This window comes from Winogradskyella psychrotolerans RS-3 (assembly GCF_000427335.1).
GTDB lineage: Bacteria > Bacteroidota > Bacteroidia > Flavobacteriales > Flavobacteriaceae > Winogradskyella > Winogradskyella psychrotolerans.
In genome coordinates this window covers 58,540-83,531 of record NZ_ATMR01000206.1, presented here as the reverse complement: position 1 = coordinate 83,531, position 24,992 = coordinate 58,540, and the positions used below count along the sequence as shown (strand labels likewise).

Annotated in this window: 22 protein-coding genes and 3 pseudogenes; 22 read left to right on the top strand and 3 right to left on the bottom strand. The window is 32.3% G+C overall.

Features of this window, described 5'->3' with window-relative positions:
• Positions 1–41 precede the first annotated feature (41 nt).
• Together ADIWIN_RS18470 and ADIWIN_RS18465 are read right to left on the bottom strand one after the other, a co-directional pair.
• Positions 42–2,360, bottom strand: a complete 2,319-nt coding sequence (locus ADIWIN_RS18470) for a chondroitinase-B domain-containing protein (protein ID WP_020898041.1) — start codon at positions 2,358–2,360, stop codon at positions 42–44.
• 18 nt (positions 2,361–2,378) lie between these two features.
• Positions 2,379–3,296: a polysaccharide lyase family 7 protein gene (locus ADIWIN_RS18465; RefSeq protein WP_020898040.1), complete on the bottom strand. Its 918-nt coding sequence runs from the start codon at positions 3,294–3,296 to the stop codon at positions 2,379–2,381.
• Between the two features lie 399 nt (positions 3,297–3,695).
• On the opposite strand from ADIWIN_RS18465, the gene ADIWIN_RS18460 reads away from it, so the two are divergent.
• Positions 3,696–4,301: a hypothetical protein gene (locus ADIWIN_RS18460; RefSeq protein WP_020898039.1), complete on the top strand. Its 606-nt coding sequence runs from the start codon at positions 3,696–3,698 to the stop codon at positions 4,299–4,301.
• 23 nt (positions 4,302–4,324) lie between these two features.
• Here ADIWIN_RS18460 and ADIWIN_RS18455 read toward each other — a convergent pair whose 3' ends face one another.
• Positions 4,325–5,569, bottom strand: coding sequence for an NAD(P)/FAD-dependent oxidoreductase (locus ADIWIN_RS18455; RefSeq protein ID WP_020898038.1), 1,245 nt, complete (start codon positions 5,567–5,569; stop codon positions 4,325–4,327).
• A 108-nt stretch (positions 5,570–5,677) separates the two neighbouring features.
• Here ADIWIN_RS18455 and flxA point away from each other — a divergent pair, with 108 nt between their 5' ends.
• From flxA to ADIWIN_RS18355, 21 genes and pseudogenes are all read left to right on the top strand, one after another.
• On the top strand, positions 5,678–7,216 hold the full coding sequence (flxA, locus tag ADIWIN_RS18450) for a flexirubin biosynthesis tyrosine ammonia-lyase FlxA (protein WP_020898037.1): 1,539 nt from the start codon (positions 5,678–5,680) through the stop codon (positions 7,214–7,216).
• A 24-nt stretch (positions 7,217–7,240) separates the two neighbouring features.
• Positions 7,241–7,971: pseudogene (gene flxB / locus ADIWIN_RS18445) on the top strand (flexirubin biosynthesis SDR family reductase FlxB).
• 12 nt (positions 7,972–7,983) lie between these two features.
• The gene (locus ADIWIN_RS18440; protein WP_020898035.1) at positions 7,984–9,201 is read left to right on the top strand and encodes a beta-ketoacyl-[acyl-carrier-protein] synthase family protein; all 1,218 of its coding nucleotides are present in this window, start codon (positions 7,984–7,986) and stop codon (positions 9,199–9,201) included.
• A gap of 8 nt (positions 9,202–9,209) precedes the next feature.
• Complete coding sequence (locus tag ADIWIN_RS18435; protein ID WP_020898034.1) at positions 9,210–9,452, top strand: phosphopantetheine-binding protein; 243 nt, start codon at positions 9,210–9,212, stop codon at positions 9,450–9,452.
• Positions 9,453–9,468: 16 nt separating this feature from the next.
• Entirely contained in the window at positions 9,469–10,353 is an 885-nt protein-coding gene (locus ADIWIN_RS18430) for a lysophospholipid acyltransferase family protein (protein ID WP_020898033.1), read from the top strand.
• 6 nt (positions 10,354–10,359) lie between these two features.
• The gene (locus ADIWIN_RS18425) at positions 10,360–10,797 is read left to right on the top strand and encodes a hotdog family protein (RefSeq protein ID WP_020898032.1); all 438 of its coding nucleotides are present in this window, start codon (positions 10,360–10,362) and stop codon (positions 10,795–10,797) included.
• A gap of 7 nt (positions 10,798–10,804) precedes the next feature.
• Positions 10,805–11,252, top strand: a pseudogene (locus ADIWIN_RS18420) (acyl-CoA thioesterase).
• A 6-nt stretch (positions 11,253–11,258) separates the two neighbouring features.
• Complete coding sequence (locus tag ADIWIN_RS18415; RefSeq protein ID WP_020898030.1) at positions 11,259–12,389, top strand: beta-ketoacyl synthase N-terminal-like domain-containing protein; 1,131 nt, start codon at positions 11,259–11,261, stop codon at positions 12,387–12,389.
• Positions 12,386–13,009, top strand: a complete 624-nt coding sequence (locus ADIWIN_RS18410) for a 3-oxoacyl-ACP reductase (RefSeq protein WP_020898029.1) — start codon at positions 12,386–12,388, stop codon at positions 13,007–13,009. Before ADIWIN_RS18415 ends, ADIWIN_RS18410 begins: the two co-directional genes overlap by 4 nt.
• The gene (locus ADIWIN_RS18405) at positions 13,009–13,266 is read left to right on the top strand and encodes a phosphopantetheine-binding protein (RefSeq protein ID WP_020898028.1); all 258 of its coding nucleotides are present in this window, start codon (positions 13,009–13,011) and stop codon (positions 13,264–13,266) included. The genes ADIWIN_RS18410 and ADIWIN_RS18405 overlap by 1 nt, the downstream gene beginning before the upstream one ends.
• Position 13,267: 1 nt before the next feature.
• Entirely contained in the window at positions 13,268–14,461 is a 1,194-nt protein-coding gene (locus tag ADIWIN_RS18400) for a beta-ketoacyl-[acyl-carrier-protein] synthase family protein (RefSeq protein ID WP_020898027.1), read from the top strand.
• A complete protein-coding gene (locus ADIWIN_RS18395) occupies positions 14,461–15,489 on the top strand; it encodes a beta-ketoacyl synthase chain length factor (RefSeq protein ID WP_020898026.1) in 1,029 nt (342 codons plus the stop codon). Before ADIWIN_RS18400 ends, ADIWIN_RS18395 begins: the two co-directional genes overlap by 1 nt.
• Positions 15,483–16,259 carry a polysaccharide deacetylase family protein gene (locus tag ADIWIN_RS18390; protein WP_020898025.1) on the top strand — a complete coding sequence of 259 codons (777 nt, stop codon included), beginning with the start codon at positions 15,483–15,485 and terminating at the stop codon, positions 16,257–16,259. The genes ADIWIN_RS18395 and ADIWIN_RS18390 overlap by 7 nt, the downstream gene beginning before the upstream one ends.
• 3 nt (positions 16,260–16,262) lie before the next feature.
• Positions 16,263–16,877 carry a flexirubin biosynthesis/transport protein LolA2 gene (gene lolA2, locus ADIWIN_RS18385; RefSeq protein WP_040757722.1) on the top strand — a complete coding sequence of 205 codons (615 nt, stop codon included), beginning with the start codon at positions 16,263–16,265 and terminating at the stop codon, positions 16,875–16,877.
• Positions 16,855–17,487 carry a flexirubin biosynthesis protein LolB2 gene (lolB2, locus tag ADIWIN_RS18380; protein WP_020898023.1) on the top strand — a complete coding sequence of 211 codons (633 nt, stop codon included), beginning with the start codon at positions 16,855–16,857 and terminating at the stop codon, positions 17,485–17,487. The genes lolA2 and lolB2 overlap by 23 nt, the downstream gene beginning before the upstream one ends.
• Before the next feature lie 70 nt (positions 17,488–17,557).
• Positions 17,558–18,160, top strand: coding sequence for a porin family protein (locus tag ADIWIN_RS18375; RefSeq protein ID WP_020898022.1), 603 nt, complete (start codon positions 17,558–17,560; stop codon positions 18,158–18,160).
• A 4-nt stretch (positions 18,161–18,164) separates the two neighbouring features.
• Positions 18,165–18,536, top strand: coding sequence for an ApeI family dehydratase (locus tag ADIWIN_RS18370; protein WP_020898021.1), 372 nt, complete (start codon positions 18,165–18,167; stop codon positions 18,534–18,536).
• A gap of 39 nt (positions 18,537–18,575) precedes the next feature.
• Positions 18,576–19,771, top strand: a pseudogene (locus tag ADIWIN_RS18365) (DUF2062 domain-containing protein).
• Positions 19,764–22,397, top strand: coding sequence for an MMPL family transporter (locus ADIWIN_RS18360; protein ID WP_020898018.1), 2,634 nt, complete (start codon positions 19,764–19,766; stop codon positions 22,395–22,397). Before ADIWIN_RS18365 ends, ADIWIN_RS18360 begins: the two are co-directional and overlap by 8 nt.
• On the top strand, positions 22,390–23,445 hold the full coding sequence (locus tag ADIWIN_RS21580) for a lysophospholipid acyltransferase family protein (RefSeq protein WP_020898017.1): 1,056 nt from the start codon (positions 22,390–22,392) through the stop codon (positions 23,443–23,445). The genes ADIWIN_RS18360 and ADIWIN_RS21580 overlap by 8 nt, the downstream gene beginning before the upstream one ends.
• A 2-nt stretch (positions 23,446–23,447) precedes the next feature.
• The gene (locus tag ADIWIN_RS18355; RefSeq protein ID WP_020898016.1) at positions 23,448–24,992 is read left to right on the top strand and encodes a phytoene desaturase family protein; all 1,545 of its coding nucleotides are present in this window, start codon (positions 23,448–23,450) and stop codon (positions 24,990–24,992) included.

The window sequence follows — 24,992 nt, the reverse complement described above, 5'->3', positions numbered from 1 at the left end:
AAGCGTTTTATGAAATCCTTGCCTGCGCAGGAATACATTAATTAATACATCAGTGTCATCACTAAGTTTTCTTCGGTCTTAATTTGTCCTGAATTAGTTACTGTGTTATCTGATGCCGAATTATTTTTTGCTCCCCAAAGAATAGATACAAATTGAACAGGATTATTTTTAAATGTGTTATTCGTAATCGTTACATTCACAATACCATTATGATTTAATAATCTTTTGTTTTTCTCTTTTGCACCACAATTCGTAAATGTGCTATTAGCGATTAAAAGATTTCCTCCAATAGTTGACTCATCATAACCACCTCTATAATAATCGACAACATTTTGTTTTACGTTATTGAAATTACAATTGTTAATGGTTAAATATTCGGTATTGTAATCTCCTCTATCATTTGTTTCTTCTGATAATTCTATGCCATTTTCACAATTTGAAATAGATGAGTTTTCAAAAGTTACACGTTCAGAAAAGGATTGTTTGTACGCTCTTAAAACATAATCGAAATCACTTATTTCTGTGTTAGAAACCGTTAATCCGAAATGATTAGACATATTCTCTTTTAAACTTGCAAAAGCATAATTAGAACCATTCCCTTTTAAAATCAAGTTGTTTACGGTTAGTTTTCCTTTAGGTTGTAATGAAAATAATGGTGTATTTGCTTCACCAGAAAAAACAAGTTGTGTTTTCCCTTCCGACTGGATAGTAAGTGTTTTAGTAATAACTAAAGATTTTAAAATAGCATAATCCCCTTCCGCTATAGCGATAATATCTCCATTATTAGCAGCATCAATTGTAGTTTGTAAATCTTCGGCTTTAGTTACCGTATGCGTTACCGCATCTACAGTTTCAATTTCGTTAGAATACCAAGACGCTCCATATTTTGATTTATCTAAAATGTTAGGATTCTTAAAATCGACACCTACAACGGCACCAATACTTTTACTATCTTTTCTAGAGTTGCCAAATAAGTCGTTTTCAATAGTGTTAAAATCAAAACCGTTAAAAGGTTCTACGTCACTTGGAAGCCCGGTTGGAAGCAAAATATTATCAGATACTTTTTTCAACTCTAAATCAGCAGGAATAATGCCACCATCAAAGTCCTTAAATGTCACACCTTGATTATCTACAATATTGTTTTTAAAAGTGACACCATCTGCTTTGTCATTTTCAACAACAATACTTTCCAAACCTTTCTCATTATAAACAACGTTATTAGCAACAGTGGTTCTAATTGCTCTTGCAGAACGAATTTCGGACTCTGGCAACACATCTGCTTGCGCAATGTTTGTTCCTACTCCAAATTGCCATGGCGAACTACAATTTACAAATGTGTTATAAGCAACAACCAAATCTGTGACTTGGTTGTAACGATTTAATGGTGATTTTGGAATTCCATTCATAACAGCCAACGGACTTCTAAAGCTTTTTCCTTTTAGGTTGAAAAAATAATTATTGGTCACCCAATGTCCTGTGTTTATAATACGAATACCTCCATATTGTTCATTTACGCCATCACCAATAAAATAGTTCCCATCGATAGTAACATAGTTTCCATGTCGCGTTACTACAGAACCTTCACTTTTATAGAATACATTGTTTTTAATTTCGTTGAAGTTCGTTTTACTAGAAATGATTTCAACCTCTCCATTACATTCTTCAAACAAGTTATTTGCAATGGTTGTATTGCTAGGACTCATAGATGTAAAACTACTTCCTAACTGAATCGTTTCACCTCTTGCTCCACCTTTTCTAGGTCGAGGTCCAAAATGGTTATTTATAATTTTATGATAATTTCTAATGCTTTCTACTCCTTTTAAATCGACTCTAACTGTTGGGCCACCGTTTGTTTTTCCGGCCAGATAACTATGGCTCAACTCGTTATGTCTTCCGTAAAACTGAACCCAAAGATCATCATCATCGCGTTGAAGTTTATTGAAGTCTACAATAACACAATTGGTTACTTTACAGTTATTTGCTATCGTATTTTTGTCTAATCTAAAAGCTATTACATTTTCGGATGGTGAATATCCGTTTCTAAAATGTAAACCATTAACTTCTAAATATGCACCACCAAAAGCGAGATTTGAAACCCCTTCAATAAACACTTTGCCTTCGGTTTCTGCTTTAATAGTTATAGGATTGTCTTTAGTTCCTTGTCCTGTAAATTTTATTTCAACATCTTTCCAAACTCCATTTTTCAAAACAATATTATCACCTGGTTGCGCATTTTTTATCGCCTCATTTAATTCTGTAGCGTTAGAAATTAATTGTCCCGATGCTTTACTTGTTTTTATAATCTCATTACAAGACGAAAACAGAACTAATAAACTGATTGCAAATAGATATTTCTTCATTATATATTCTTTTATAATTTAATGCGTAACCTCGAGTTCGTAATATTTCACTTTTGAAAAAGCTCCTTCTGCTGTTGAGCCCAAATAATTACCTGCCTTGAAATAATTTTCATAAGGCCATTTATCTAAACTTATATCTTGATAAACCAAAGGCTCATTATCATTAAGCTGTAATTCTAATTTGGCATCTGATGCGGTAATTCTAAATTCAAATTCTTCAAAACCAACATAACCCATATTATCTTTAATATCTTCCCAAGTAGCGCTCGACGTTTCTAATAAATCATCGCCAGACGTACTTTCATCTATAAGTGATTTTTTATGAGACCATATATAGCCATCTTTCCAATAGATTTTAATTAAAGGTGGACCATTATTAGAAGAAAATCCATGAATTTCCATGTCTTCAATAGAAATAATGCCATGAATTTGCATCACAATCGTTTTATGATATTGACTACTGCTTTCTGAGTCTTCAGAAATATCAATTAATTTTAATCGCCCTGTCATTTGACCACCTTCTGCTAATGTCCAATTTTCTCTTGAATTTGAGGGGTTAATTAACTCTCTTAATTCTGTTCTAGAATACGAACTATTCGTCGTTGCTATCTCTGGAAAGGTATAAAACTCAATGGAAGCATCAGTAATATCATCGTACATGTATAGTGATATTGCAGCGTTTGTTCTGTAAGCTCCATTTATTAAATCAGAGGGTTGATATTCGTCTGGGCTACCATTATTATTTTCATCTACTGGAAGTGTCACTTTCCAATTAGAAAAATCGATATCAGCATATGTTATTGGATCATCATCACCTTCAGAACCTCCATCGTCGTCCAAATCTACTACATCATCACTAACATCAGCATCCGTTTCAGAACACCCAAAAAGAAGTATTATGAACACTAAAGAGACTAACACATATTTCAATTTCATAGAACCCTAATTAATAATTGGTTAACCAATCTGGTTAACCAAAAATAGTATAATTTTTCAGATAACAAAAAGTTATTAAGTTAATTCTGTATATAATAAGGTTAATTATATAAACAAATGCAACTAAATGTCGATAGACACATAGTAAAACTGCGATAAATATAATTAGTCGAAAGCTGTATTGAGATAAATTAATAACGGGTCGTTTTTTGAATTAAAACAGTTTAATTAAACTCAATCTCTCATAAAAGAAAACATTAAATAGAACTTCTTAATCCTTATCAAAACTAAACATTAAGCAGAAATCACTTACATATATCTACCTAGATTTTTAGCTATGAAAACCACTGATAATTAATATTTAATTATACATTTGAACTATTAATCAACTCATTTCTTATGAAGAACAAATTAACCTTAGTGTTTATTTTTTTATTTTCAACACTTATTTATGCTCAAAAATTAAAAATAAAAGAAGGGTCTTTTAAAAACCTAAAAGACATAAAAGAATATTCTCTAATCTTTGATTATTCAAATTTAGAAATACCAAAATTTGATTCTGAAGAAGATTTTCTAAAAGACAAAATGGATAAGCGAGAAGAAAAAGAAGCTGGATCTGGAAAAGAATTTAAGACGTCATGGTTTGAAGACAGAGAAAACAGATATGAACCAAAGTTTATTGAATCCTTCAATAAAAGATTTGAAGACAACACTGTTAAAGTAAATAAAGGAGAAAACTCTAAATATACTATGGTTGTAAAGACCACTTTAATGTATGCAGGCTACAACGTAGGTGTATGGAGGCAAAATGCAAAAATCGAAGCCACTATTACCATATTTGAATCTGATAATGCAGATAAAATACTATTCTCCGGAGATTATACTAAAATTGAAGGCAATGGCGCCATGGGTTATGACTTTAATTCAGGGTATCGTATTTCGGAAGCTTACGCTAAACTCGCTAAAGAGTTTGCTAAAAATTTAAAGAAAAAAGGATTAAAATAAATTTAGAAAAAGCGAATACATCATTATTCGCTTTTTTCTTTTTCCATATCTATAACATGAGCTACAGCTTTAACAAGTCTGTGGTGATTTTTCACAAAAGGGTTTGTCTCATCCCAAACATAACCTGCCAAAACAGAACAAATTTGTTTCTTTATTTCTGGATTTTCTGGTTTATGAAAGAATAGTTTCTGCAAGTTTCCGGTGTACCATTCTTTTACATAAGTTGCAAAAACATCAACTCCTTTTTTCATGTAATCGGAATAATCTACTTCCCAATCCACTGTTTTACTTTGAAGTGATTTAGTAATCAGTTTTGCTGCCAACAATGCCGATTCCGTAGCAAACGTCACTCCTGAAGAAAACACAGGATCTAAAAACTCCGCACTATTCCCTGTTAACACATAACCTTTTCCATATAACTGTTTAACAGATTTAGAATAGTTAGAAATCTCAACAGGCTTAAATTGAAATTCAACACCTTCAAATCGTTCACTGTAATAGTTAGAGAGTTTCAACATGGCTTTTAATTTCTCCGAAGACGTGCCTTTAAATGATTCTAAAAATTCAGTAGAACCAACATAACCTATACTCGTTACTCCATTAGAAAATGGAATAACCCACAACCAAGTTCTCAAATCTATAACATCAAAAGTAATCCGAGTACCTTCCCAACCCTCAGGACGGTTTATATCTTTTACATGCGTAAATATTGAAGACTGATTAAGAAGTTCTGAGCTTTTTTCTAAACCTAAAAGACGTGGCAAAACACGACCATAACCGCTAGAGTCAATAATGTACTTAGCAGCAACCGTGTTTCGTTCACCTAACTTATTTTTAATCGTAGTTTCTGAAGAACCATCCTCATAAAAATCAACGGCAATAACTTCTTCTTCAAAAGTAATATCTACACCTCTTGTTAAAAGCTCATCAGTAAGTGTTTTATCAAAATCAGCTCTTGGTACTTGCCAAGTCCAGTCCCACCCTTTGGTATGTTTTTTACTAAAATCAAAATTACAAACTTCATCTCCTCGTAAAAATCGAGCTCCATCTTTCACTTCATAATCACGTTTTTTCAAACAATCCAGCAATTCTACTTCTTCAAAATGATCCATACAGCGTGGCAACAAACTTTCTCCAATTACAAATCTTGGAAACAGATTTTTTTCAACCACTTTAACTTTTAAACCTTTTTTATGCAAATAAGACGCCGCAACGCTACCAGATGGTCCTGCTCCAATAATTAGTACATCTACATTTTCAACACTCATATTAGTAATAGTATAAAAATCATTTATTATTCTAAATTTGCATCCCAAAATAACTTCATTTTTCGTTATTTAACTATTATTTTTATTAAATATTACCAACTTATATAGATGCTAAAATTAACCGGAAATTTAGGTATTGAAGATTTTTACAAAATCATTTTCGAAAATAACCCTATAGAAATAGAAGAAACTGTTTTTCAAACCATTGAAAATAGCTTTAATTTTTTGAGAGATTTTTCTAAAAACAAAATTATCTATGGTGTTAATACTGGTTTTGGACCAATGGCTCAATACAAAATTGATGACACAGATCGTATAAAACTACAATACAATTTAATACGTAGTCATGCTTCTGGTACAGGAAATCCAATTCATCCTTTATATGTAAAATCCGCGATGCTTGCAAGACTCAACACGTTGTCTTTAGGAAATTCTGGTGTACATAAATCGGTTATAGAACTTATGACTCAATTAATAAATCGTGATATTATTCCTTTAATTTACGAACATGGTGGTGTTGGTGCGAGTGGTGATTTAGTACAACTGGCACATTTAGCATTAGTACTAATTGGTGAAGGAGAAGTCTTTTATAAAAATGAATTAAGATCAACAAAAGAGGTTTTTGAAATTGAAAACTTAAAACCAATAACTGTAGTTTTAAGAGAAGGATTAGCTTTAATGAATGGCACTTCTGTAATGACAGGTATTGGCATTGTAAATACTATTAACACAAGACAGTTACTTAATTGGACTATTTTATGTTCATCGGCCATTAATGAAATTGTAGAAGCTTACGACGATCACTTATCATCAGAATTAAATAACGCAAAAAGACATAAAGGTCAACGTGAAATCGCTAAGCAAATGCGAGCAAATTTAAGTGATAGCAAACTCACCAAAAAACGTGAAGATCACTTATACAACAAAGCGCAAGATGCTACTGTTTTTGAAGAAAAAGTGCAAGAATATTACTCTTTACGATGCGTACCTCAAATCTTAGGACCTGTTTTAGATACTTTAGATAGCGTTGAAAACATTTTAATTGAAGAAGTAAACTCTGCAAACGACAATCCTATTGTTAATGTAGAAAAGCAGCATGTATATCATGGAGGAAATTTTCATGGAGACTATATATCCCTAGAAATGGATAAACTAAAATTAGTCGTTACAAAAATGAGCATGCTGGCAGAACGTCAATTAAATTATTTACTCAACCCTAGTCTAAATAATATCCTTCCTGCATTTGTTAACCTTGGTACATTAGGGTTAAATTTTGGTATGCAAGGTGTTCAGTTTACAGCGACCTCAACTACAGCCGAAAACCAAATGCTATCTAACCCAATGTATGTGCATAGCATTCCCAATAATAATGACAATCAAGATATTGTAAGTATGGGAACAAACGCGGCTTTAATCACAAAAAAAGTAATTGAAAATACATACGAGGTTGTTGCCATAGAAATGATTACTATTATACAAGCTATTGAATATCTCAAAATACAAGACAAGGTATCTTCAAAAACTAGAAAAATGTATGATGCTATTAGAAATATAGTTCCTGCTTTCAAAGACGATGTCGTAATGTATCCTTATGTGAATCAGGTAAAAGATTTCATTATGAATCATGAAAACAACCTTTTAAAATAAACCCCAACTAAAAAATCGATATACATGAAGTGCGCACTAATAACAGGTGGCTCTAGAGGCATCGGAAAATCAATTTGCATACAACTTGCAACGGATTCGGATTATCATATTTTAATTAATTACCAAAGCAATAAAGCAGCAGCCTTAGAAACTTTACAAGCAGTTGAGGAAGCTGGTGGAACTGGTGAGTTATTACCATTCAATGTTGTAGACATAGAAGATGTACAATCTACATTAGACACATGGCAAGACAAAAATAAATTTGCTATTATCGAAATCATAGTAAACAACGCAGGCATCACAAAAGATGGCTTGTTTATGTGGATGAAACCTGAGGATTGGAATAACGTTATCAACACAAGTCTTAATGGCTTTTTTAATGTTACTAACCACTTAATTCAGAAAATGCTAGTCCAAAAATATGGCCGAATTATAAACATCGTATCATTATCGGGTTTAAAAGGCACACCTGGACAGACCAATTATTCTGCAGCAAAAGGTGCCGTAATTGCTGCGACTAAAGCTTTGGCTCAAGAAATTGCAAAACGTAATATAACGGTCAATGCAGTTGCTCCTGGATTTATTAAAACAGACATGACAAGCGATTTAAACGAAAAGAACTTAAAAAATTAGTACCTGCAAATCGCTTTGGCGATCCCGAAGAAGTCGCACATCTAGTCTCTTTTTTAGCATCGAAAAAAGCATCTTATATTACAGGAGAAGTTATTAATATTAATGGAGGTATCTACTCTTAAATAAATTACCAAATGGGAAGAGTTGTAATAACAGGTATGGGCATATATTCCTGCATAGGCGAAAATTTAGAAGAAGTCAAAACATCGCTATATAATGGAACGTCTGGAATTGTTTTCGATGAAAAACGCAAACCTTTTGGTTATCGCTCTTGCCTAACAGGCATGGTAAAAGAGCCGCAACTAAAAAAGCTTTTAACGAGAAGGCAGCGTATTAGCTTAGGAGAAGAAGGCACTTATGCCTACATGGCAACGATAGAAGCCTTAAAAAACGCTAACATTACACAAGAATTTTTAGACGCTAATGAAGTTGGTATTATTTACGGAAACGACAGTACTGCAAAATCTGTAATTGAAGCTGTTGATATTATCAGAGAGAAAAAAGATACCACCTTAGTAGGTTCAGGATCTATTTTTAAAGGTATGAATTCTTCAATCACTATGAATCTCTCAACCATATTTAAACTTAAAGGTATTAATTTCACAATAAGTGCTGCCTGCGCAAGTGGGTCTCATGCTATTGGAATGGCCTATCAGCTTATAAAAAGCGGGCTTCAAGATTGTATAATCTGTGGTGGAGCACAAGAAATTAACGAATTAGCTATGGGAAGTTTCGATGGTTTGGGTGTGTTTTCAGCAAATGAAGCGCAACCCGGAAAAGCCTCTAAACCTTTTGACAAAAATCGTGATGGTCTAATTCCAAGTGGTGGTGGAGCCACACTTGTATTAGAGAGCTATGAATCTGCTATAAAACGTGGAGCACCAATTTTAGGTGAAGTCATCGGTTATGGTTTTTCATCTAATGGAGAACATATTTCTACACCTAATGTAGATGGTCCGTCTAGAGCAATGAAAAAAGCAATAGAGCAAGCTAATATTCCTATTAGCAGTATAGATTACGTAAACGCACATGCTACCTCTACTCCCGTTGGAGATGCCAATGAGGCAAAAGCCATATTTGATGTTTTTGGAGAAAACGGACCCTATGTAAGTTCTACAAAATCCATGACTGGCCATGAGTGTTGGATGGCAGGAGCGAGTGAAGTTATCTACTCAATGCTAATGATGCAACATTCATTTATTGCACCAAATATCAATTTAGAAAACCCTGATGAAGACGCCATTAAATTAAATTTAGTCAGCAAAACTCTAGATAAAAAAATTGATGTATTTTTGTCCAATTCCTTCGGATTTGGAGGAACAAATTCAGCCCTAATAATAAAAAAATTATAGTCCCCATTATGAATAAAGAGGTTATTATTGAAAAAATAAACGACTTTCTTATAGACGAATTTGAAGTTGAAGCAGAAGATCTTTCACCTGAAGCTAATTTAAAAGAAGCACTAGAACTAGATAGTTTAGATTTTGTTGATTTGGTAGTTGCTGTTGAGGCTAATTTTGGTGTAAAACTAGTTGGTGAAGATTTCATTAAGATCCTTACACTTCAAGATTTCTACGATCTTATCGAAAATAAATTAAGCTAAATTTTACTAAAATTGAATGGCTACGGAATGGGAAGGCAAGTCTAGAGGTTCAGTCTTAGGATATAAAATTTTTGTTTTTTGTATCAAAAAGCTTGGTTTACGAACCGCTTATTTTGTACTAATTTTTGTAGCTTTTTATTTCTGCTTTTTTGCTAAGAACAGCACAAAGTCTATTTATTATTATTTCCGAAAAAGACGTCAATATTCAAGATTTAAAAGTATTGTAAGTATCTATAAAAGTTATTTTGTTTTCGGACAAACGATTATAGATAAGATTGCTATTTCTTCAGGATTAAGAAATAAATTCACTTATAATTTTGATGGTATTGATCATTTAGACACCGTTTTAAAATCTAAAAACGGAGGTATTTTAATTAGTGCTCACGTTGGTAATTTTGAAATTGCTGAGTATTTTTTAAATGAATTGGAAGAAGATGTTACCATCAGTTTGTTAACAACAGATTCCGAACACGGAGATATTAAAGCCTATTTAGAAAGTGTTACAACAAAATCTAACATTAAATTTATAATCATTAAAGATGATTTATCGCATATCTTTGAAATAAACGCAGCCTTATCTCGAAATGAAATCATTTGCATTACTGGAGATCGTTACGTAAAGCCATCAAAATCATTATCACATAATTTATTTGGCCAAGAAGCACTATTTCCAGCAGGCCCTTTTCTTTTAGGATCACGACTAAAAGTACCAGTAATTTTTGTGTATGTAATGAAAGAAACCACAACACGTTATCACCTATACGCTAGAATAGCAGATGTAAAACAACGTGACCAAATGGCATTGCTAAAATCTTATACCGAAAGCTTAGAGTGGATGCTAAAAAAATATCCTTTGCAATGGTTTAATTATTTTGATTTCTGGAACGATTTAAAAGATTAACACATCATGAATTTACTTAAAGAGCCTATTACGGATCAAGATTTAATTTTAAAATTAATTCCGCAACGTGCACCTATTGTTATGGTAGATTCACTACTATATTTTGAAGAATCTAAAGTTATTTCTGGACTGACCGTTACTGAAGAAAATATGTTTGTTCAGAATGGATTTTTAACAGAACCGGGACTTATAGAACACATAGCACAAACTGTAGCACTATATACCGGTTATCATTTTTACATCAATAATATTCCTGCGCCAGAAGGCTATATTGGCGCTATAAAAAGTGTAACAATCGAGAAGCTTCCAAAAGTAAACATGCAAATAGAAACTGAAGTTGAAATATTACAAGAAATTATGGGCGTCACTTTAGTACAAGGCACAACGACATTAAATGGAGAAGTGATTATAACAGCTCAAATGAAAACAGTTTTAAAAAATTAAGTCTATAATGGCCTCTAGAAAAAATGATAATACTTCTGAAACTACACTAAAGGTTTCTCACGACATTAGGGTACGTTTCAACGAAACCGATGCTTTAGGTATTGTTTGGCATGGCTATTATCTTCATTATTTTGAAGATGGACGCGAGGCTTTTGGAAGAAAACATGGCATTTCTTATTTAGACACTAAAGCGGAAGGCTATGTATCTCCTATTATAAAATCGAGTTGTGAGCACAAATTACCTTTGCAATATGGAGATATTGCAACTGTAGAAACTACTTATATAAATACACCTGCGGCAAAACTTATCTTTAGATATAAAATTTTAAACGAAGATGGAAAAACGGTTTGCACAGGTGAAACTATTCAAGTTTTTGTAAATGACAACAATGATTTATCACTAACGCTCCCCCCATTTTTTTGAAGCCTGGAAAGCAAAAAACAAGCTTTTATAAATTAAAATGAAAGACGTCTTTATCACTGCAAATACAATAATTTCCCCTCTTGGGTTTGATTCTGAAACTAATGTTTCGGCAATCGCTAAAGAACAATCAGGGATTACTTTACATAACAACATTAGTACGTCACCATGTTATGCTTCTATTATTGACCATAAAAAATTAGACGACGCATTTAGTAAAATAGGCGATCCTAAGATTTATACAAAATTAGAGAAAATGATGATTTTGTCCTTACAAAACACCATTTCTCAAGCTACATTTTCAATTTCAGATAAAACAGTTTTAATCGTTGCCACAACCAAAGGTAATATTGATGCTTTAAACAGTAATTTTGAACCAGAACGCGCTTACTTACCTATATTAGGAAATAAAATTAAAGAATTTTTCGGATTTAAAACCGAACCTATCATCATATCCAATGCTTGCGTTTCTGGTATTTTAGCCATAGCAGTAGCAAAACGATTCCTTCAAAATGACTATTATGATAATGCTTTTGTTGTGGGTGGAGATATTGTTTCTGAATTTACCTTATCCGGATTCCAATCTTTTCAAGCCATTAGCAAAAAACCATGTCAACCCTTTTCAAAACACAGAACTGGTATTTCTATAGGCGATGCTGCAGCTTCCGTTGCTATTACTACGGATACATCAGAAAGTGAAGCCATTCAAATTATAGGAGATGGCTCTTGTAATGATGCTAATCATATTTCAGGACCTAGCAGAACTGGCGAAGGTTTATATTTGAGTATCATTTCCGCTTTAAAAGAGGCAAATATAAAACCAGAATCCATAGATTATATTTCGGCACACGGAACCGCTACGGCATTCAATGACGAGATGGAAGCGATTGCTTTTAACAGAGCAAAACTAGAAAAAACACCTTTAAATAGTTTAAAAGGGTATTATGGTCATACTTTAGGCGCTTCTGGATTGTTAGAAGCCATTGTGGGAATTCATTCCTTAAAAAACAACATGCTATACAAATCTTTAGGGATGGATGAATTAGGAGTTACCATGCCTCTAAATATTATTGAAAACACCACTAAAAAAGAACTAAAGACTTTTATAAAAACCGCTTCTGGATTTGGAGGCTGCAATACTGCTGTAATCTTTAAAAAAGTGAAACAATGAAAAAGCAGTTAAAGACCATAGCTTATTGCCGTATAAATAATAATACCATTTCTATAAACGGAAAATCGATTATAACGAAAGATAAAGACCTCTCATTTTCTGATTTTGCAAAACAAATCTATAAAGAAAAGCAATTGGCTTATCCTAAGTTTTTTAAAATGGATAACCTATGTAAACTGGCTTTTTTGACTTCAGAATTTCTTTTTGAAGCAGCAAAACTTGATTCTGAAATTATAAAACATACAGGTATTGTACTTTCCAATAGAGCTTCAAGTTTAGACACAGACAGAAAGCATCAGGATACCATTAACGACAAAGACAATTACTTCCCAAGTCCTGCGGTATTTGTTTATACCTTAGCCAATATTATGATTGGCGAAATCAGTATTCGGCATCAAATAAAAGGAGAAAACGCTTTTTTTGTTTCCGAAAAATTCAATGAAACACTTATAGAGCACTATGCTTCAAGCCTAATTATAAATAGAAAAAGCAGTCATATTCTTTGTGGTTGGGTCGATGTGGACAACAATAATTATGATGCATTTATGTATCTTGTGGCAGAAAAAGGATCTTATAACTATTCAAAAGAAATTATTAAAAACATATATACCCAAAATTAATGGACGCATTAAAAAAAGAACTTAAAGAAAGTATTATTGAGCAATTAAACTTAGAAGATTTTACTGTTGAAGATATTGCGGATGATGATACATTATTTGGAGATGGCTTAGGATTAGATTCTATTGATGCTTTAGAACTTATTGTAATGTTAGATAAAGATTATGGTATTAAATTAACGGATCCAAACGAAGGTAAAGCTGTGTTTGTTTCTGTAGAAGTTTTAGCGACTTACATTTCAAAACACCGCACAAAATAAAATGCTTAAAAATCGTGTTGCCATAACAGGAATGGGAATTATATCTTCTATAGGAACTACTGTAGAAGCGAATTTGCATGCGCTTTTAAATTCTAAAAAAGGCATTGCACCTATTGTAAATATAGACACACGACATAAAAATGAAATTAAGGTTGGGGAAATTTTACAAACCAATGCAGAACTTGCCAAAAGCCTTCATCTAAATGAAAATCACAACTATTCAAGAACAGCATTATTAGGTTGTATTGCGGCACAACAAGCTGTAAAACATGCTAATATTGATACTATTGACGCATTTAGAACAGGTTTAATATCCGCAACAAGTGTTGGTGGTATGGACTTAACGGAAAAACATTTCCAAAATTACAACGAGGAAAGTCGAAAATTAATAAACAGTCATCATGCTGTAGATAGTACCGAAAAAATTGCAGCACTTTTAGGCATCACCGATTTTACATCAACCATTAGTACCGCATGTTCCTCTGCCGCAAACGCTATAATGCTTGGTGCTCGACTTATAAAATCAGGACAATTAGACCGCGTAATTGTTGGCGGAACGGATGGTTTAGCAAAATTTACAATCAACGGGTTTAAAACGCTAATGATTTTATCGGACACCGATTGTACACCTTTTGACGCCAACAGGAAAGGCTTAAATTTAGGAGAAGCTGCAGCCTATTTAGTACTAGAATCTGATGCTGTTGTTAAACAAGACAACAAAACTGTTTTAGGGTATTTAGCAGGTTATGGTAATGCAAATGATGCCTTTCATCAAACAGCTTCATCAGAAAATGGTGAAGGTGCTTTTTTAGCGATGTCTAAAGCTTTAAAGGTTGCAGAGCTAAATCCGGAAGACATCAATTATATTAACGCACACGGTACTGCTACACCTAACAACGATTTATCGGAAGGCAAAGCCATAAAACGGATCTATGGCGATTCGGTTCCTGATTTCAGTTCTACTAAAGCCTTTACGGGGCATACATTAGCTGCCGCAGGTGCGATAGAAGCTGTTTACTCTATTTTAGCCCTTCAGAATAACGTAATGTTTCCAAATTTAAATTTTAAAACAGCGATTCCTGAACTCAGTATGGTTCCCATAACCGAAGTCACAAAAAAACCTTTAAACTACGTCCTTTCTAATTCATTTGGCTTTGGTGGAAATTGTTCAACCCTTATATTTTCTAAAAACTAATGAAACCTTGTTATATAAATAGTGCGGTTTCAATTTCGGCACAAGACACCTTAGACAATTCTAGCTTTTTAGAAAACACGATTTCTTTTGAACGAAAACTAGCAAAAGCTATTCACCCTAATTATAGATCATTTATAAGCCCCATTGCGAGTAGACGTATGGCAACTGGTGTAAAAATGGGAATTGCTGCAGCAAAAAAAGCATTAGCATTAGCAGAACTAGAAACACCTGATGCTATTATTACAGGCACAGGTATTGGTTGTATAGAAGATTCTGAAAAATTCTTAAATGCCATACTCGACAACGATGAAGAATTTTTAACACCAACATCGTTTATTCAATCGACACACAATACGGTTGGTGCTCAAATTGCATTAACTTTAAAATGTAAAGGTTATAATGTAACCTATGTGCAAGGCGCTGCTTCGTTTGAATCCGCGGTTTTAGATGGACAACTCTTGTTACATGAAAATGAAGCCAAAACGGTTTTAGTTGGCGGTACCGATGAATTAGGAAAATACCTTATTAACGATATTATCCTTGCTGAAGCAGCAAAAAAGCAACCCATAACCACACCTTTTGGAGAAGGAGCTCATTTTTTTAGCTTATCCCAATCCAAACAGAATAATAGTTTTGCCGCCATAAAAGGACTCAAAATTTTTAATAAAACAACACCTGAAACTATTAAAACTAAAGTTGAAGATTTCTTAAAAGAATATGCTTTAACAACCGAAGATATTGATGCCATAGTACTCGGAAAAAATGGTGATGCTTTTGATGAATTATATCAAACACTTCAAGATTCCAGTTTTAAATCCACGCCTCAATTGCATTATAAGCATCTTTGTGGTGAGTTTTTTACGGCTTCTGCATTTGGCTTCTGGACTGCTACTAATATTATAAAACAAAACCATATTCCTGAAGTTTTAAAGCTAAATACCATTAATAAATCGAGCTATAAAAACATTCTACTTTATAACCAACTAAAAGGGCATCAACATAGTTTCACCTTACTAACATCATGTTAAACTTTAAAAACATAAACCGTATTACGCTTGTGCTTTTTATTGGATTGCTAATAATTAGCGTTTTTATTTCTATCTCTGTTTTCGTGTTTATTTTAGTTTTTACAGGTTGGTTAATCTTTACAATTATAGGTAGTTTTAATATCACTTGGAACTACCATCTAGACGCTTATAATTTCAATAAAACTTGTAATAAAAAACAAGTTGCCATTACTTTTGACGATGGCCCAAATACTGAATTCACGCCACAAATTTTAGACTTACTCGAAGCCTACCATGCCAAAGCTACTTTTTTCTGTATTGGTAAACATATAGAACAACAACCAAAATTGGTGCAACAAATTATAGAAGAAGGACATACCATAGGGAATCATACCTATTCCCATTCTGAAATTTTTGATTTCTATGGGAAACAAAAAGTGATTGATGAAATTGAAACAACAAATGCTTTAGTGGCTTCTATTATAAATAAAGAAATGATATTATTTCGTCCACCATATGGTGTTACAAATCCTGCAATTACAAAAGCCATAAAACACACTAAACACAAAGTTATAGGCTGGAACATACGATCGTTAGATACGGTAAAAGATAACGAACAAAACATCTTAAACAGAATTACTAAAAACATCACACCAGGAGCTGTCATTTTATTGCACGACTCACAAAATATCACTGTACGTGTTTTGGAACAATTGTTGTTATTTTTGCAAGAGAACAATTATCAATCTGTAACAGTAGATACTTTATTCAATATAGAAGCTTATGCGTAATATATACTTTTTTCTTTTTTAGGTATCGGAATTCAAATCTCTAGTGCACAAAAAACACTAACTACAAACGAAATAAACACGTTTAAATCGGCGGTAGCAGAATTAGATCGTAATACAAAAACAATTGTTAGTGATTTTGTACAATACAAACATCTTAGTTTTTTAAGCAATGATGTTGAAACACAAGGAAAACTGGCTTTTAAAGTTCCTGGTCTCATAAAATGGGAATATACATCACCATATAAATACAGTGTTATTTTTAAAGACGACAAATTATTTATTGATGATGAAGGAGATAAAAGCAAAATAGATATTGGATCTAATAAAATGTTTAGAGGTCTAAATAACCTTATTACCAATAGCGTGAAGGGTAATATGTTTGATGATAACGCCTTTGATATTTCCTATTTTAAAGTGGATGATTATTATTTAATAAAATTTATTCCGAAGGATGAAAACATGCTTCAATTCATCGCTAAATTCGAATTAAAATTTGATATAAAAACGAGCGATGTCACTGAAGTAAAAATGATTGAACCCTCTGAAGATTACACCAAAATTGTTTTTAAGAATAAAACTCGAAACACAACTTTAGATGAAGCGGTTTTTAATAATTAATCTCTGTAGTCTTTTCCTTTTTACGTCTTGTGCAATTCCAACCGTAAAAGGGCTTTCGGAATATGATGCGAAGGCTGCAGTATTTTCAAATCCTTATTTTTCAAACACTAACATAGATTATGTTTACAAGGCAAAAATTAAAGCTTACAATAACGATTTTGGCGGTATTTTAATTATCAAAAAAATAAAAGAAAATAATCACCGCATTGTCTTTACTACCAATTTTGGCAATAAAATTTTCGATTTTGAATTGATAAATAATGAGATGAAAACACATTTCATTATGAAAGAGTTAGATCGAAAAATCATAATCAACACGCTTAAAAGAGACTTTCAAACTTTAACACAAGAGCACAATACAATCAATAAAGCTTTCACGAATAATGATGGAAATATAATTTACCAATCGAAGAACCAAAAACGATTTAATCATTACCTAATCAATCAGCAATCACAGCAACTCACCAAAATTATAAACACTACACATTCCAAAGAAAAGATTATCATATCCTTTTCTAATGTAAAAAATACGATCGCAGAACATATTAAAATTGAGCATAAAACTGCACCAATTCAAATTGATTTAACTTATTTAAATCACAAAGAATAAATACTATATTCTTTTCTATTTCTAAGATATTTCCTCATTTTTGTGTCCTACCTAATCAATCTAAATCACTATGAAACATCTAACTATTATCTTAATCACATTATTGTCGTGTACCTTTATTAATGCTCAAGTAGAAATTAAACCAGGAATAAAAGCAGGTATGAACATTGCTGGATTAAGCAATCTCGAGGAGAATGGCGGTATCCGCAGCGAAAAAATAACCACATTTCATATAGGAGCTACCTTGTCTTTTAAATTCGCACGTTTTTACACCCTTCAACCCGAAGTCATATATTCAAAACAAGGAAGTGAGTACAAAAATTTCGGTTTTGATGGAACACAATCTATAGAACTCAATTATTTATCCATACCTGTAAACAACAAATTTTATATTAGTAATAGTGGACTTAATTTTCAAGTTGCACCTGTCATCGATATTTTATTAAGTCATAAAAATGTAAATAATCCTCAAAAAGTTGATATTGCTATAGCCGGTGCCATAGGTTATGATATTGGCAATGGACTAGTAATGTCTATTGGCTACAAACAAGGTATAACAGATTTATTAGGTAGAAATGTAGATACGGGTAACGGTTATGAAACTACAGACGTTAGTGACTTAATATTAAATAACGTTATTCAACTAAGTGTAGGTTATCAATTCAAATTATAAATCGATGCTAATTAAGGGTTTTTATACGGTCTTAAAAACAACTGTTGTTGATACAAACACAATTCATGTGACTATTAAACTGAATAAGGATCACGATGTATTTAATGGTCATTTTCCGGGTAATCCAATAACACCTGGTGTGTGTATGATTCAAACCATTAAAGAAATCACTCAAGATCAAGTTAATAGCACTTTATTCTTACAGACGATATCTAACATAAAATTCACGGCTTTAATTAACCCAAATATTAATGCCGAACTCATTTTAGAGCTTTCCATTATAGAAGACAACAACACGGTTAAAATTAAAAATATCACTAAATTTACAGATGGTACTATTGCGTTAAAATGCAATGGCACATTTATAAAAAACTAAGAATTAGTTTAATCTTAGACCGAATTCTCAATAACAAAAATGAAGGATATTACCTCACATCATAAACTGAACAGCTTACAGTGTTGTGTAATTATACCAACCTTCAACAACCCTAAAACCTTAAAGCGTGTTATTGAAGGCGTTTTAAATTATACAGAAAACATTATAGTTGTAAATGATGGCTCTACAGATATAACATCGAAAATTCTTGAAGACTATTCGCAACTAGAACAAATTCATTTTGAAGAAAACAAAGGTAAAGGTAAAGCTTTGCGTGCTGCATTTAAACATGCTGAGAGTTTAGGTTATGTATATGCAATAACTATAGATTCTGATGGGCAACATTTCCCAGAAGATATCCCTGTATTTATTGAGGCACTTGAAGCCTCTGAGGACAAAAACCTCTTACTTATTGGTGCTAGAAATATGAGCCAAAAAAGTGTTCCAAAGAAAAGTAGTTTTGGTAATAAATTTTCTAATTTTTGGTATTGGGCAGAAACCGGCATTAAACTACAAGACACTCAATCGGGTTTTAGACTCTACCCTATTCAGCATCTAAAAAACTTAAAATTCTATACTTCAAAATTTGAATTTGAAATAGAAGTCATTGTAAAATCAGCTTGGTCTGGTACTGTTGTAAAAAACATTCCAATTGAAGTGTTATATGATGAAGATGAACGTGTATCTCACTTTAGACCCTTCAGAGATTTCACACGAATAAGTATTTTGAATACATGGCTCGTCATTCTAACTTTACTTTATATAAAACCTCGTGATTTTTTCAGGAAATTAAAAAAAAAGGATTTAAGCGTTTTATAACCGAAGATGTTATTGGTAGTAACGATTCCCCTCAAAAAAAAGCATTATCCATAGCTTTAGGTGTTTTTATAGGTATTTCTCCGCTTTGGGGTATTCAAACCATTACCGTTATTTTTTTAGCTTTGCTTTTAAAGTTGAATAAAACAATTGCTTTTGCTTTTTCAAACGTAAGCCTCCCGCCTTTTATTCCTTTTATTATCCTTACGAGTTTTCAATTAGGAAATTTTATATTGGGCGAAAATGTAACATTTGATATAAATGAAATTATAGCAGGTTTCGAAGTTTTAAAACATGTAAAATCTTATATAGTTGGAAGTTTTGCTTTAGCAACATTAGCTGCTTTATCCGCCGGAACATTGAGTTATTTTCTTTTTCTATGTTTTGGAAACAAAAACGTAACCGCAACCAATGCATAATATTTTTTATAATATATATCAATATTTCAATACCAGAAAATGGTTTGGCTTTTGCATTTTAGGATTTTTACTATTGGGCTTAGTCTTTATTGCTTCTAAAATTGAATTTGAAGAGGATATTACCAAACTAATTCCTACTACTGCAGAAAATGCGGAACTACAGAAGGTTTTAAAAAATGTCAATTTTACTGATAAAATCATTGTAAACATTACCAAAGATACCGATGGTTCTGTTGAAGATTTAACGCAATATGCATCACAGTTTATTGATAGCATCAACACCTCTTCTAGTCCTTATATAAAACAAATTCAAGGACAGATTGATGACCATGAAATTCAGAAAACAGTCAGTTTTATATATTATAATTTACCGCTTTTTCTAAATGAAGCAGATTATAGCACTATTGCTAACAAAATTCAAAAAGATAGTATTGCTGCAATTACCTTAAAAAATTATAAAACGTTAATTTCACCATCAGGCATTGTTGCTAAAGATTTTATTCTAAAAGATCCTTTAGGCTTATCATTTATCGCTTTAAAAAAACTACAAGAGTTAAGTTTTGGTGAGGATTTCACCTTACAAAACGGCTTTTTAGTGAGTAAAGACAAACAGCATATTCTGTTATTTATCACACCTGCTTTAGGTTCTAATGAAACGGCTAAAAACACCCAATTTGTAAAAAACCTATGCGATACCAACTCCAAACTAAACAATGCTTTTACAAATAAAGCAAGTGCCGAATATTTTGGTGGAACACTCATTGCTGTCGCTAATGCCAATCAAATAAAAAGCGACATTCAGCTTACTGTAGGTATTGCGTTAACCGTACTTTTACTCATATTTATACTTTTCTATAAAAAAATAACTGTCCCAATTATATTATTTATACCAACCATTTTTGGTGGACTTTTAGCTATTGTACTGCTTTTTTTAATCCGCGAAAAAATATCAGCCATTTCTCTAGGGATTGGTTCGGTGTTATTAGGTGTTACACTCGATTATTCCTTACACATTCTCACACACATTAGAAGTAACACTAATGTAAAACACCTGTACCAAGAAATTTCGAAACCTATTTTAATGAGCAGTTTAACTACGGCTTTAGCGTTTTTATGTTTATTATTTATCAACTCACAAGCTTTACAAGATTTAGGAATATTTGCAGCAGTTAGCGTTATTGGTTCTTCTTTTTTTGCACTACTTTTTATTCCTCAAGTGTATAAAGAGCAAACAAAACCATCCAAAAAAAGTACTGCCTTAGACCAAATTGCTTCTTACAACATTCATAAAAACAAATGGGTTATTATTGGTTTATTTCTATTGTGTTTTGGTAGTTTCTTTACTTATAACACTGTTATTTTCAACAATGATTTAAGCGAGATGAATTACATGCCAAAAGACATTAAGGCAGCCGAATTACGTTTAGACAAACTAATTAATAGCACTTCAAAATCCATATACATTGCGGCCTACGGTGATTCGGAAGAAAGCACACTGCAAGTTAATGATGCCATTTTAACCAAGCTTCAAAACTTAAAATCGGAAGGAAAACTTATTAACTTCAGTTCTATTAGCACTTTTGTCCATTCTAAAAAACAACAAACCCAACAAGTGGAGCGTTGGCAATCTTTTTGGGACGAAAGCACTATTGCAACCACAAAACAAAACATAACAGAAAGTGGAACAGCTTTAGGGTTTAAACCAGAAACCTTTAACCGTTTTTACACGCTTTTAAATACCACATTTAAACCTTTAGAGCGTAAAGATTACAAAGCCATAAACACCTTTTCGGTGGACGATTATATGACGACTAAAGATAATTACACCACCATTACAACTTTAGTTAAAGTAGATGAAGCAAATGCCGTAATGAATGCCTTTAAAGAGGATTCTCAAACTTTAGTGATTGATAGAAAACAAATGAATGAAACTTTTTTAGGTCATCTAAAAAACGATTTCAACAGTTTAATCGGCTATTCTTTAATTGTTGTTCTAATTATTCTATTCTTATTTTACAGAAGCTTGTCGCTAACTTTAGTAACAGTCATTCCAATTTGTCTAACCTGGTTAGTAACTATTGGAATTATGGGGTTATTTCATTTAGAATTCAACATTTTCAATATCATCATATCTACATTTATTTTTGGTTTAGGTATTGATTATGGCATTTTTATGACCAATGGATTATTGCATGAATACCGAACAGGTGAAAAATCATTGACCACACATAAAACGTCTATTTTACTTTCGGTAATCACCACTATTTTAGGGGTTGGCGTTTTAATTTTCGCAAAACACCCTGCATTATATTCCATATCTTTAGTATGCTTAATAGGTATAACCTCAGCAGTACTTATAGCTTTTACGCTTCAACCTTTACTTTTCAAATTGTTTATTGGTAGCAAAAATAAACGTCCAATATCATTAAGATTATTAATTTATTCCATTGTCTCATTTACTTATTTTGGCTTAGGTGGTATTCTATTATCCTTGTTTAGTGTTACTATTTTAAAAATCATTCCTCTTAAGAAGAAAACTAAAATGAAATGGTTTCATATTATGATTTCAAAATTCATGAAATCGACATTATACACCCATCTGTTTCTCGTTAAAAAAAGTGATTAACGAACCTAAAGAAGATTTTAAAAAGCAAGCTATTATTATCGCAAATCACACGTCTTTTTTAGATATTATAGCTATTGGAATGTTACATCCAAAGATTATTTTTCTAGTGAATGATTGGGTTTACAATTCGCCTGTATTCGGAAAAGCCATACAATTGGCTGGCTTTTATCCGGTATCGAGTGGCATAGAAAATGGATTAGAGCATTTAAAGAAAAAAGTAGAACAAGGTTATACCTTAATGGCCTTCCCAGAAGGCACGCGTTCTAAAACCCATAAAATTAAGCGTTTTCATAAAGGGGCTTTTTATTTAGCAGAACAATTTAATTTAGATATTATACCTGTACTTATTCATGGGAATTCGGAAGTCATTCCTAAAGGAGAATCTATGATAAGGGATGGTCATATCACTTTAAAAATTTTGGATAGAATTACACCAGAAGATTCTCGATTTAGCAACAATTACTCACAACGTGCCAAACAAATTGGAGCTTATTTTAGAACGGAATTTAGTGCTTTTAGAAAAGAAAGAGAAGGTGCAACCTATTTTCACAACATCCTTTTGGATGAGTATAGATACAAAGGTGACACCTTATATCAAAACGTAAAAAAGGATATTACAACGCACAAAGACATTTATAAAATGGTCTTGAATACAGTTGGAAAAAAATCAACTATTGTACATTTGTCAGACGATGTTGGTCAACTTGATTTTTTATTAGCCCTAGATGCTGTAGATAGAAAAATCATTTCTTATATTGAAAATACGGAGTATAGAACACTTGTTAAAAACAGTTTTATTCCCAATTCTCGTAACATAACTTTTGCAGATTCTATTGAGGCAACGTTGCCTTTTAAAGCAAATGCCTTAATAATAAGTGCGACTAACATTACAGAAGCACAACTAAAACTAATGATCCAGTCAGACTTAAATCATCTCATTTTCTTAAAAGAAAGCAAGCATTTGTTAGCGACAAATACACTCGATTTAGGTTTTGATTGTACCTACCAAACAGAAAATATGACTATCTTATCAAAACAGTTGAAATAAGCATGAAATCTCATTACGATGTTGTTATAATAGGAAGCGGTTTAGGTGGTTTAGTTTCTGCCAATATATTAGCAAAAGAAGGCTATAGTGTTTGTGTTTTAGAAAAAAACAATCAGTATGGTGGTAACTTACAAACCTTTGTTCGCGATAAAACTATTTTTGACACTGGAGTCCATTATATAGGAGGCTTAAACAAAGGCCAAAATCTTTATCAATATTTTAAGTACCTCGATATTATTGATGATTTAAATCTAAAAAAACTAGATGAAGATGGTTTTGATGTTATTACTTTCGATAACGATAATCGCGAATACAAACATGCGCAAGGCTATGATAGATTCATTAAAAATTTATTAGTTGAATTTCCTGATGAAGAAAAAGCCATTATTACCTATTGTGATAAGTTAAAAGAAATCTGTGACCAATTTCCACTATATGGTTTAAAATATGGAAAACCTTATTATGAAAAGACAGATATTTTCAGCTTAAAAGCTAAAGACTATATTGATTCCATTACTGATAATAAAAAACTACAAGCTGTACTCGCTGGCACCAATTATCTATATGCAGGTGATGCCGATCGCACGCCTTTTTATGTGCACGCCTTAACCATAAATTCTTACATAGAAAGTGCTTATCGTTGTGTAAATGGTGGTAGCCAAATTTCTAAATTATTAATCCGACGTTTAAAAGAAAATGGTGGTGATGCTTTTAATCATCATGAGGTTGTTAAATTCGGATTTGAAGACAAAAATATCAGTTCCGTTTTTACCAAAAATGGCAAAGAAATTAAGGCAGATTTATTCATTTCTAATATTGAACCAAAGCTTACCATAAAATTAGTTGGTGAAGATAAATTCAGAAAAGTTTATACCAAGCGCATCAATAACATTGAAAGTATTATCGCTGGATTTAGCCTTTATATTGTTTTAAAGCCGAACACCTTTAAATATCAAAACAAAAATATTTACCATATAAAAGATCCAAACAGAATTTGGGACGGACAAGACTACACTGCTGAAACTTGGCCCGAAGGTTATATGGCATCCATGGGCATCAACAAAAAAACAGATAAGTATGGCGAGAGCCTAACCGTAATGACTTATATGCGCTATGAAGAAGTGGAAGCTTGGGAAAACACGTTTAATACCGTAGCAAACAAAAATGATCGCGGACAAACCTATGAAGAATTTAAAGCTGAAAAAGCAGAAATACTCATTCAAGAATTAGAAAAAAAATATCCAACTATTAGAGATTGTATTCAAGAAATCTACACCTCAACACCATTATCGTATCGCGATTATATTGGTTCTCACAGAGGTTCTATTTATGGCTATGTTAAAGATGCTAATAACCCGTTAGCTTCCTTTGTTTCTCCAAAGACTAAAATAAAAAACCTGCTTCTTACTGGACAAAGTTTAAATATGCATGGCATTTTAGGCGTTACTATTGGTGCTGTTCTTACGTGTTCAGAAATTGTAGGAATGGAACCTTTACTTAAAAAAATATTGGATGCTAATAAAACCGAAGAAAGCATCGAAAATTAA

Bases quoted from the DNA above. Each gene is read 5' to 3' on its own strand.
- ADIWIN_RS18470 (WP_020898041.1), bottom strand. From the start codon at position 2,360: ATGAAGAAATATCTATTTGCAATCAGTTTATTAGTTCTGTTTTCGTCT.
- ADIWIN_RS18465 (WP_020898040.1), bottom strand. From the start codon at position 3,296: ATGAAATTGAAATATGTGTTAGTCTCTTTAGTGTTCATAATACTTCTT.
- ADIWIN_RS18460 (WP_020898039.1), top strand. From the start codon at position 3,696: ATGAAGAACAAATTAACCTTAGTGTTTATTTTTTTATTTTCAACACTT.
- ADIWIN_RS18455 (WP_020898038.1), bottom strand. From the start codon at position 5,569: ATGAGTGTTGAAAATGTAGATGTACTAATTATTGGAGCAGGACCATCT.
- flxA (WP_020898037.1), top strand. From the start codon at position 5,678: ATGCTAAAATTAACCGGAAATTTAGGTATTGAAGATTTTTACAAAATC.
- ADIWIN_RS18440 (WP_020898035.1), top strand. From the start codon at position 7,984: ATGGGAAGAGTTGTAATAACAGGTATGGGCATATATTCCTGCATAGGC.
- ADIWIN_RS18435 (WP_020898034.1), top strand. From the start codon at position 9,210: ATGAATAAAGAGGTTATTATTGAAAAAATAAACGACTTTCTTATAGAC.
- ADIWIN_RS18430 (WP_020898033.1), top strand. From the start codon at position 9,469: ATGGCTACGGAATGGGAAGGCAAGTCTAGAGGTTCAGTCTTAGGATAT.
- ADIWIN_RS18425 (WP_020898032.1), top strand. From the start codon at position 10,360: ATGAATTTACTTAAAGAGCCTATTACGGATCAAGATTTAATTTTAAAA.
- ADIWIN_RS18415 (WP_020898030.1), top strand. From the start codon at position 11,259: ATGAAAGACGTCTTTATCACTGCAAATACAATAATTTCCCCTCTTGGG.
- ADIWIN_RS18410 (WP_020898029.1), top strand. From the start codon at position 12,386: ATGAAAAAGCAGTTAAAGACCATAGCTTATTGCCGTATAAATAATAAT.
- ADIWIN_RS18405 (WP_020898028.1), top strand. From the start codon at position 13,009: ATGGACGCATTAAAAAAAGAACTTAAAGAAAGTATTATTGAGCAATTA.
- ADIWIN_RS18400 (WP_020898027.1), top strand. From the start codon at position 13,268: ATGCTTAAAAATCGTGTTGCCATAACAGGAATGGGAATTATATCTTCT.
- ADIWIN_RS18395 (WP_020898026.1), top strand. From the start codon at position 14,461: ATGAAACCTTGTTATATAAATAGTGCGGTTTCAATTTCGGCACAAGAC.
- ADIWIN_RS18390 (WP_020898025.1), top strand. From the start codon at position 15,483: ATGTTAAACTTTAAAAACATAAACCGTATTACGCTTGTGCTTTTTATT.
- lolB2 (WP_020898023.1), top strand. From the start codon at position 16,855: ATGAAGCGGTTTTTAATAATTAATCTCTGTAGTCTTTTCCTTTTTACG.
- ADIWIN_RS18375 (WP_020898022.1), top strand. From the start codon at position 17,558: ATGAAACATCTAACTATTATCTTAATCACATTATTGTCGTGTACCTTT.
- ADIWIN_RS18370 (WP_020898021.1), top strand. From the start codon at position 18,165: ATGCTAATTAAGGGTTTTTATACGGTCTTAAAAACAACTGTTGTTGAT.
- ADIWIN_RS18360 (WP_020898018.1), top strand. From the start codon at position 19,764: ATGCATAATATTTTTTATAATATATATCAATATTTCAATACCAGAAAA.
- ADIWIN_RS18355 (WP_020898016.1), top strand. From the start codon at position 23,448: ATGAAATCTCATTACGATGTTGTTATAATAGGAAGCGGTTTAGGTGGT.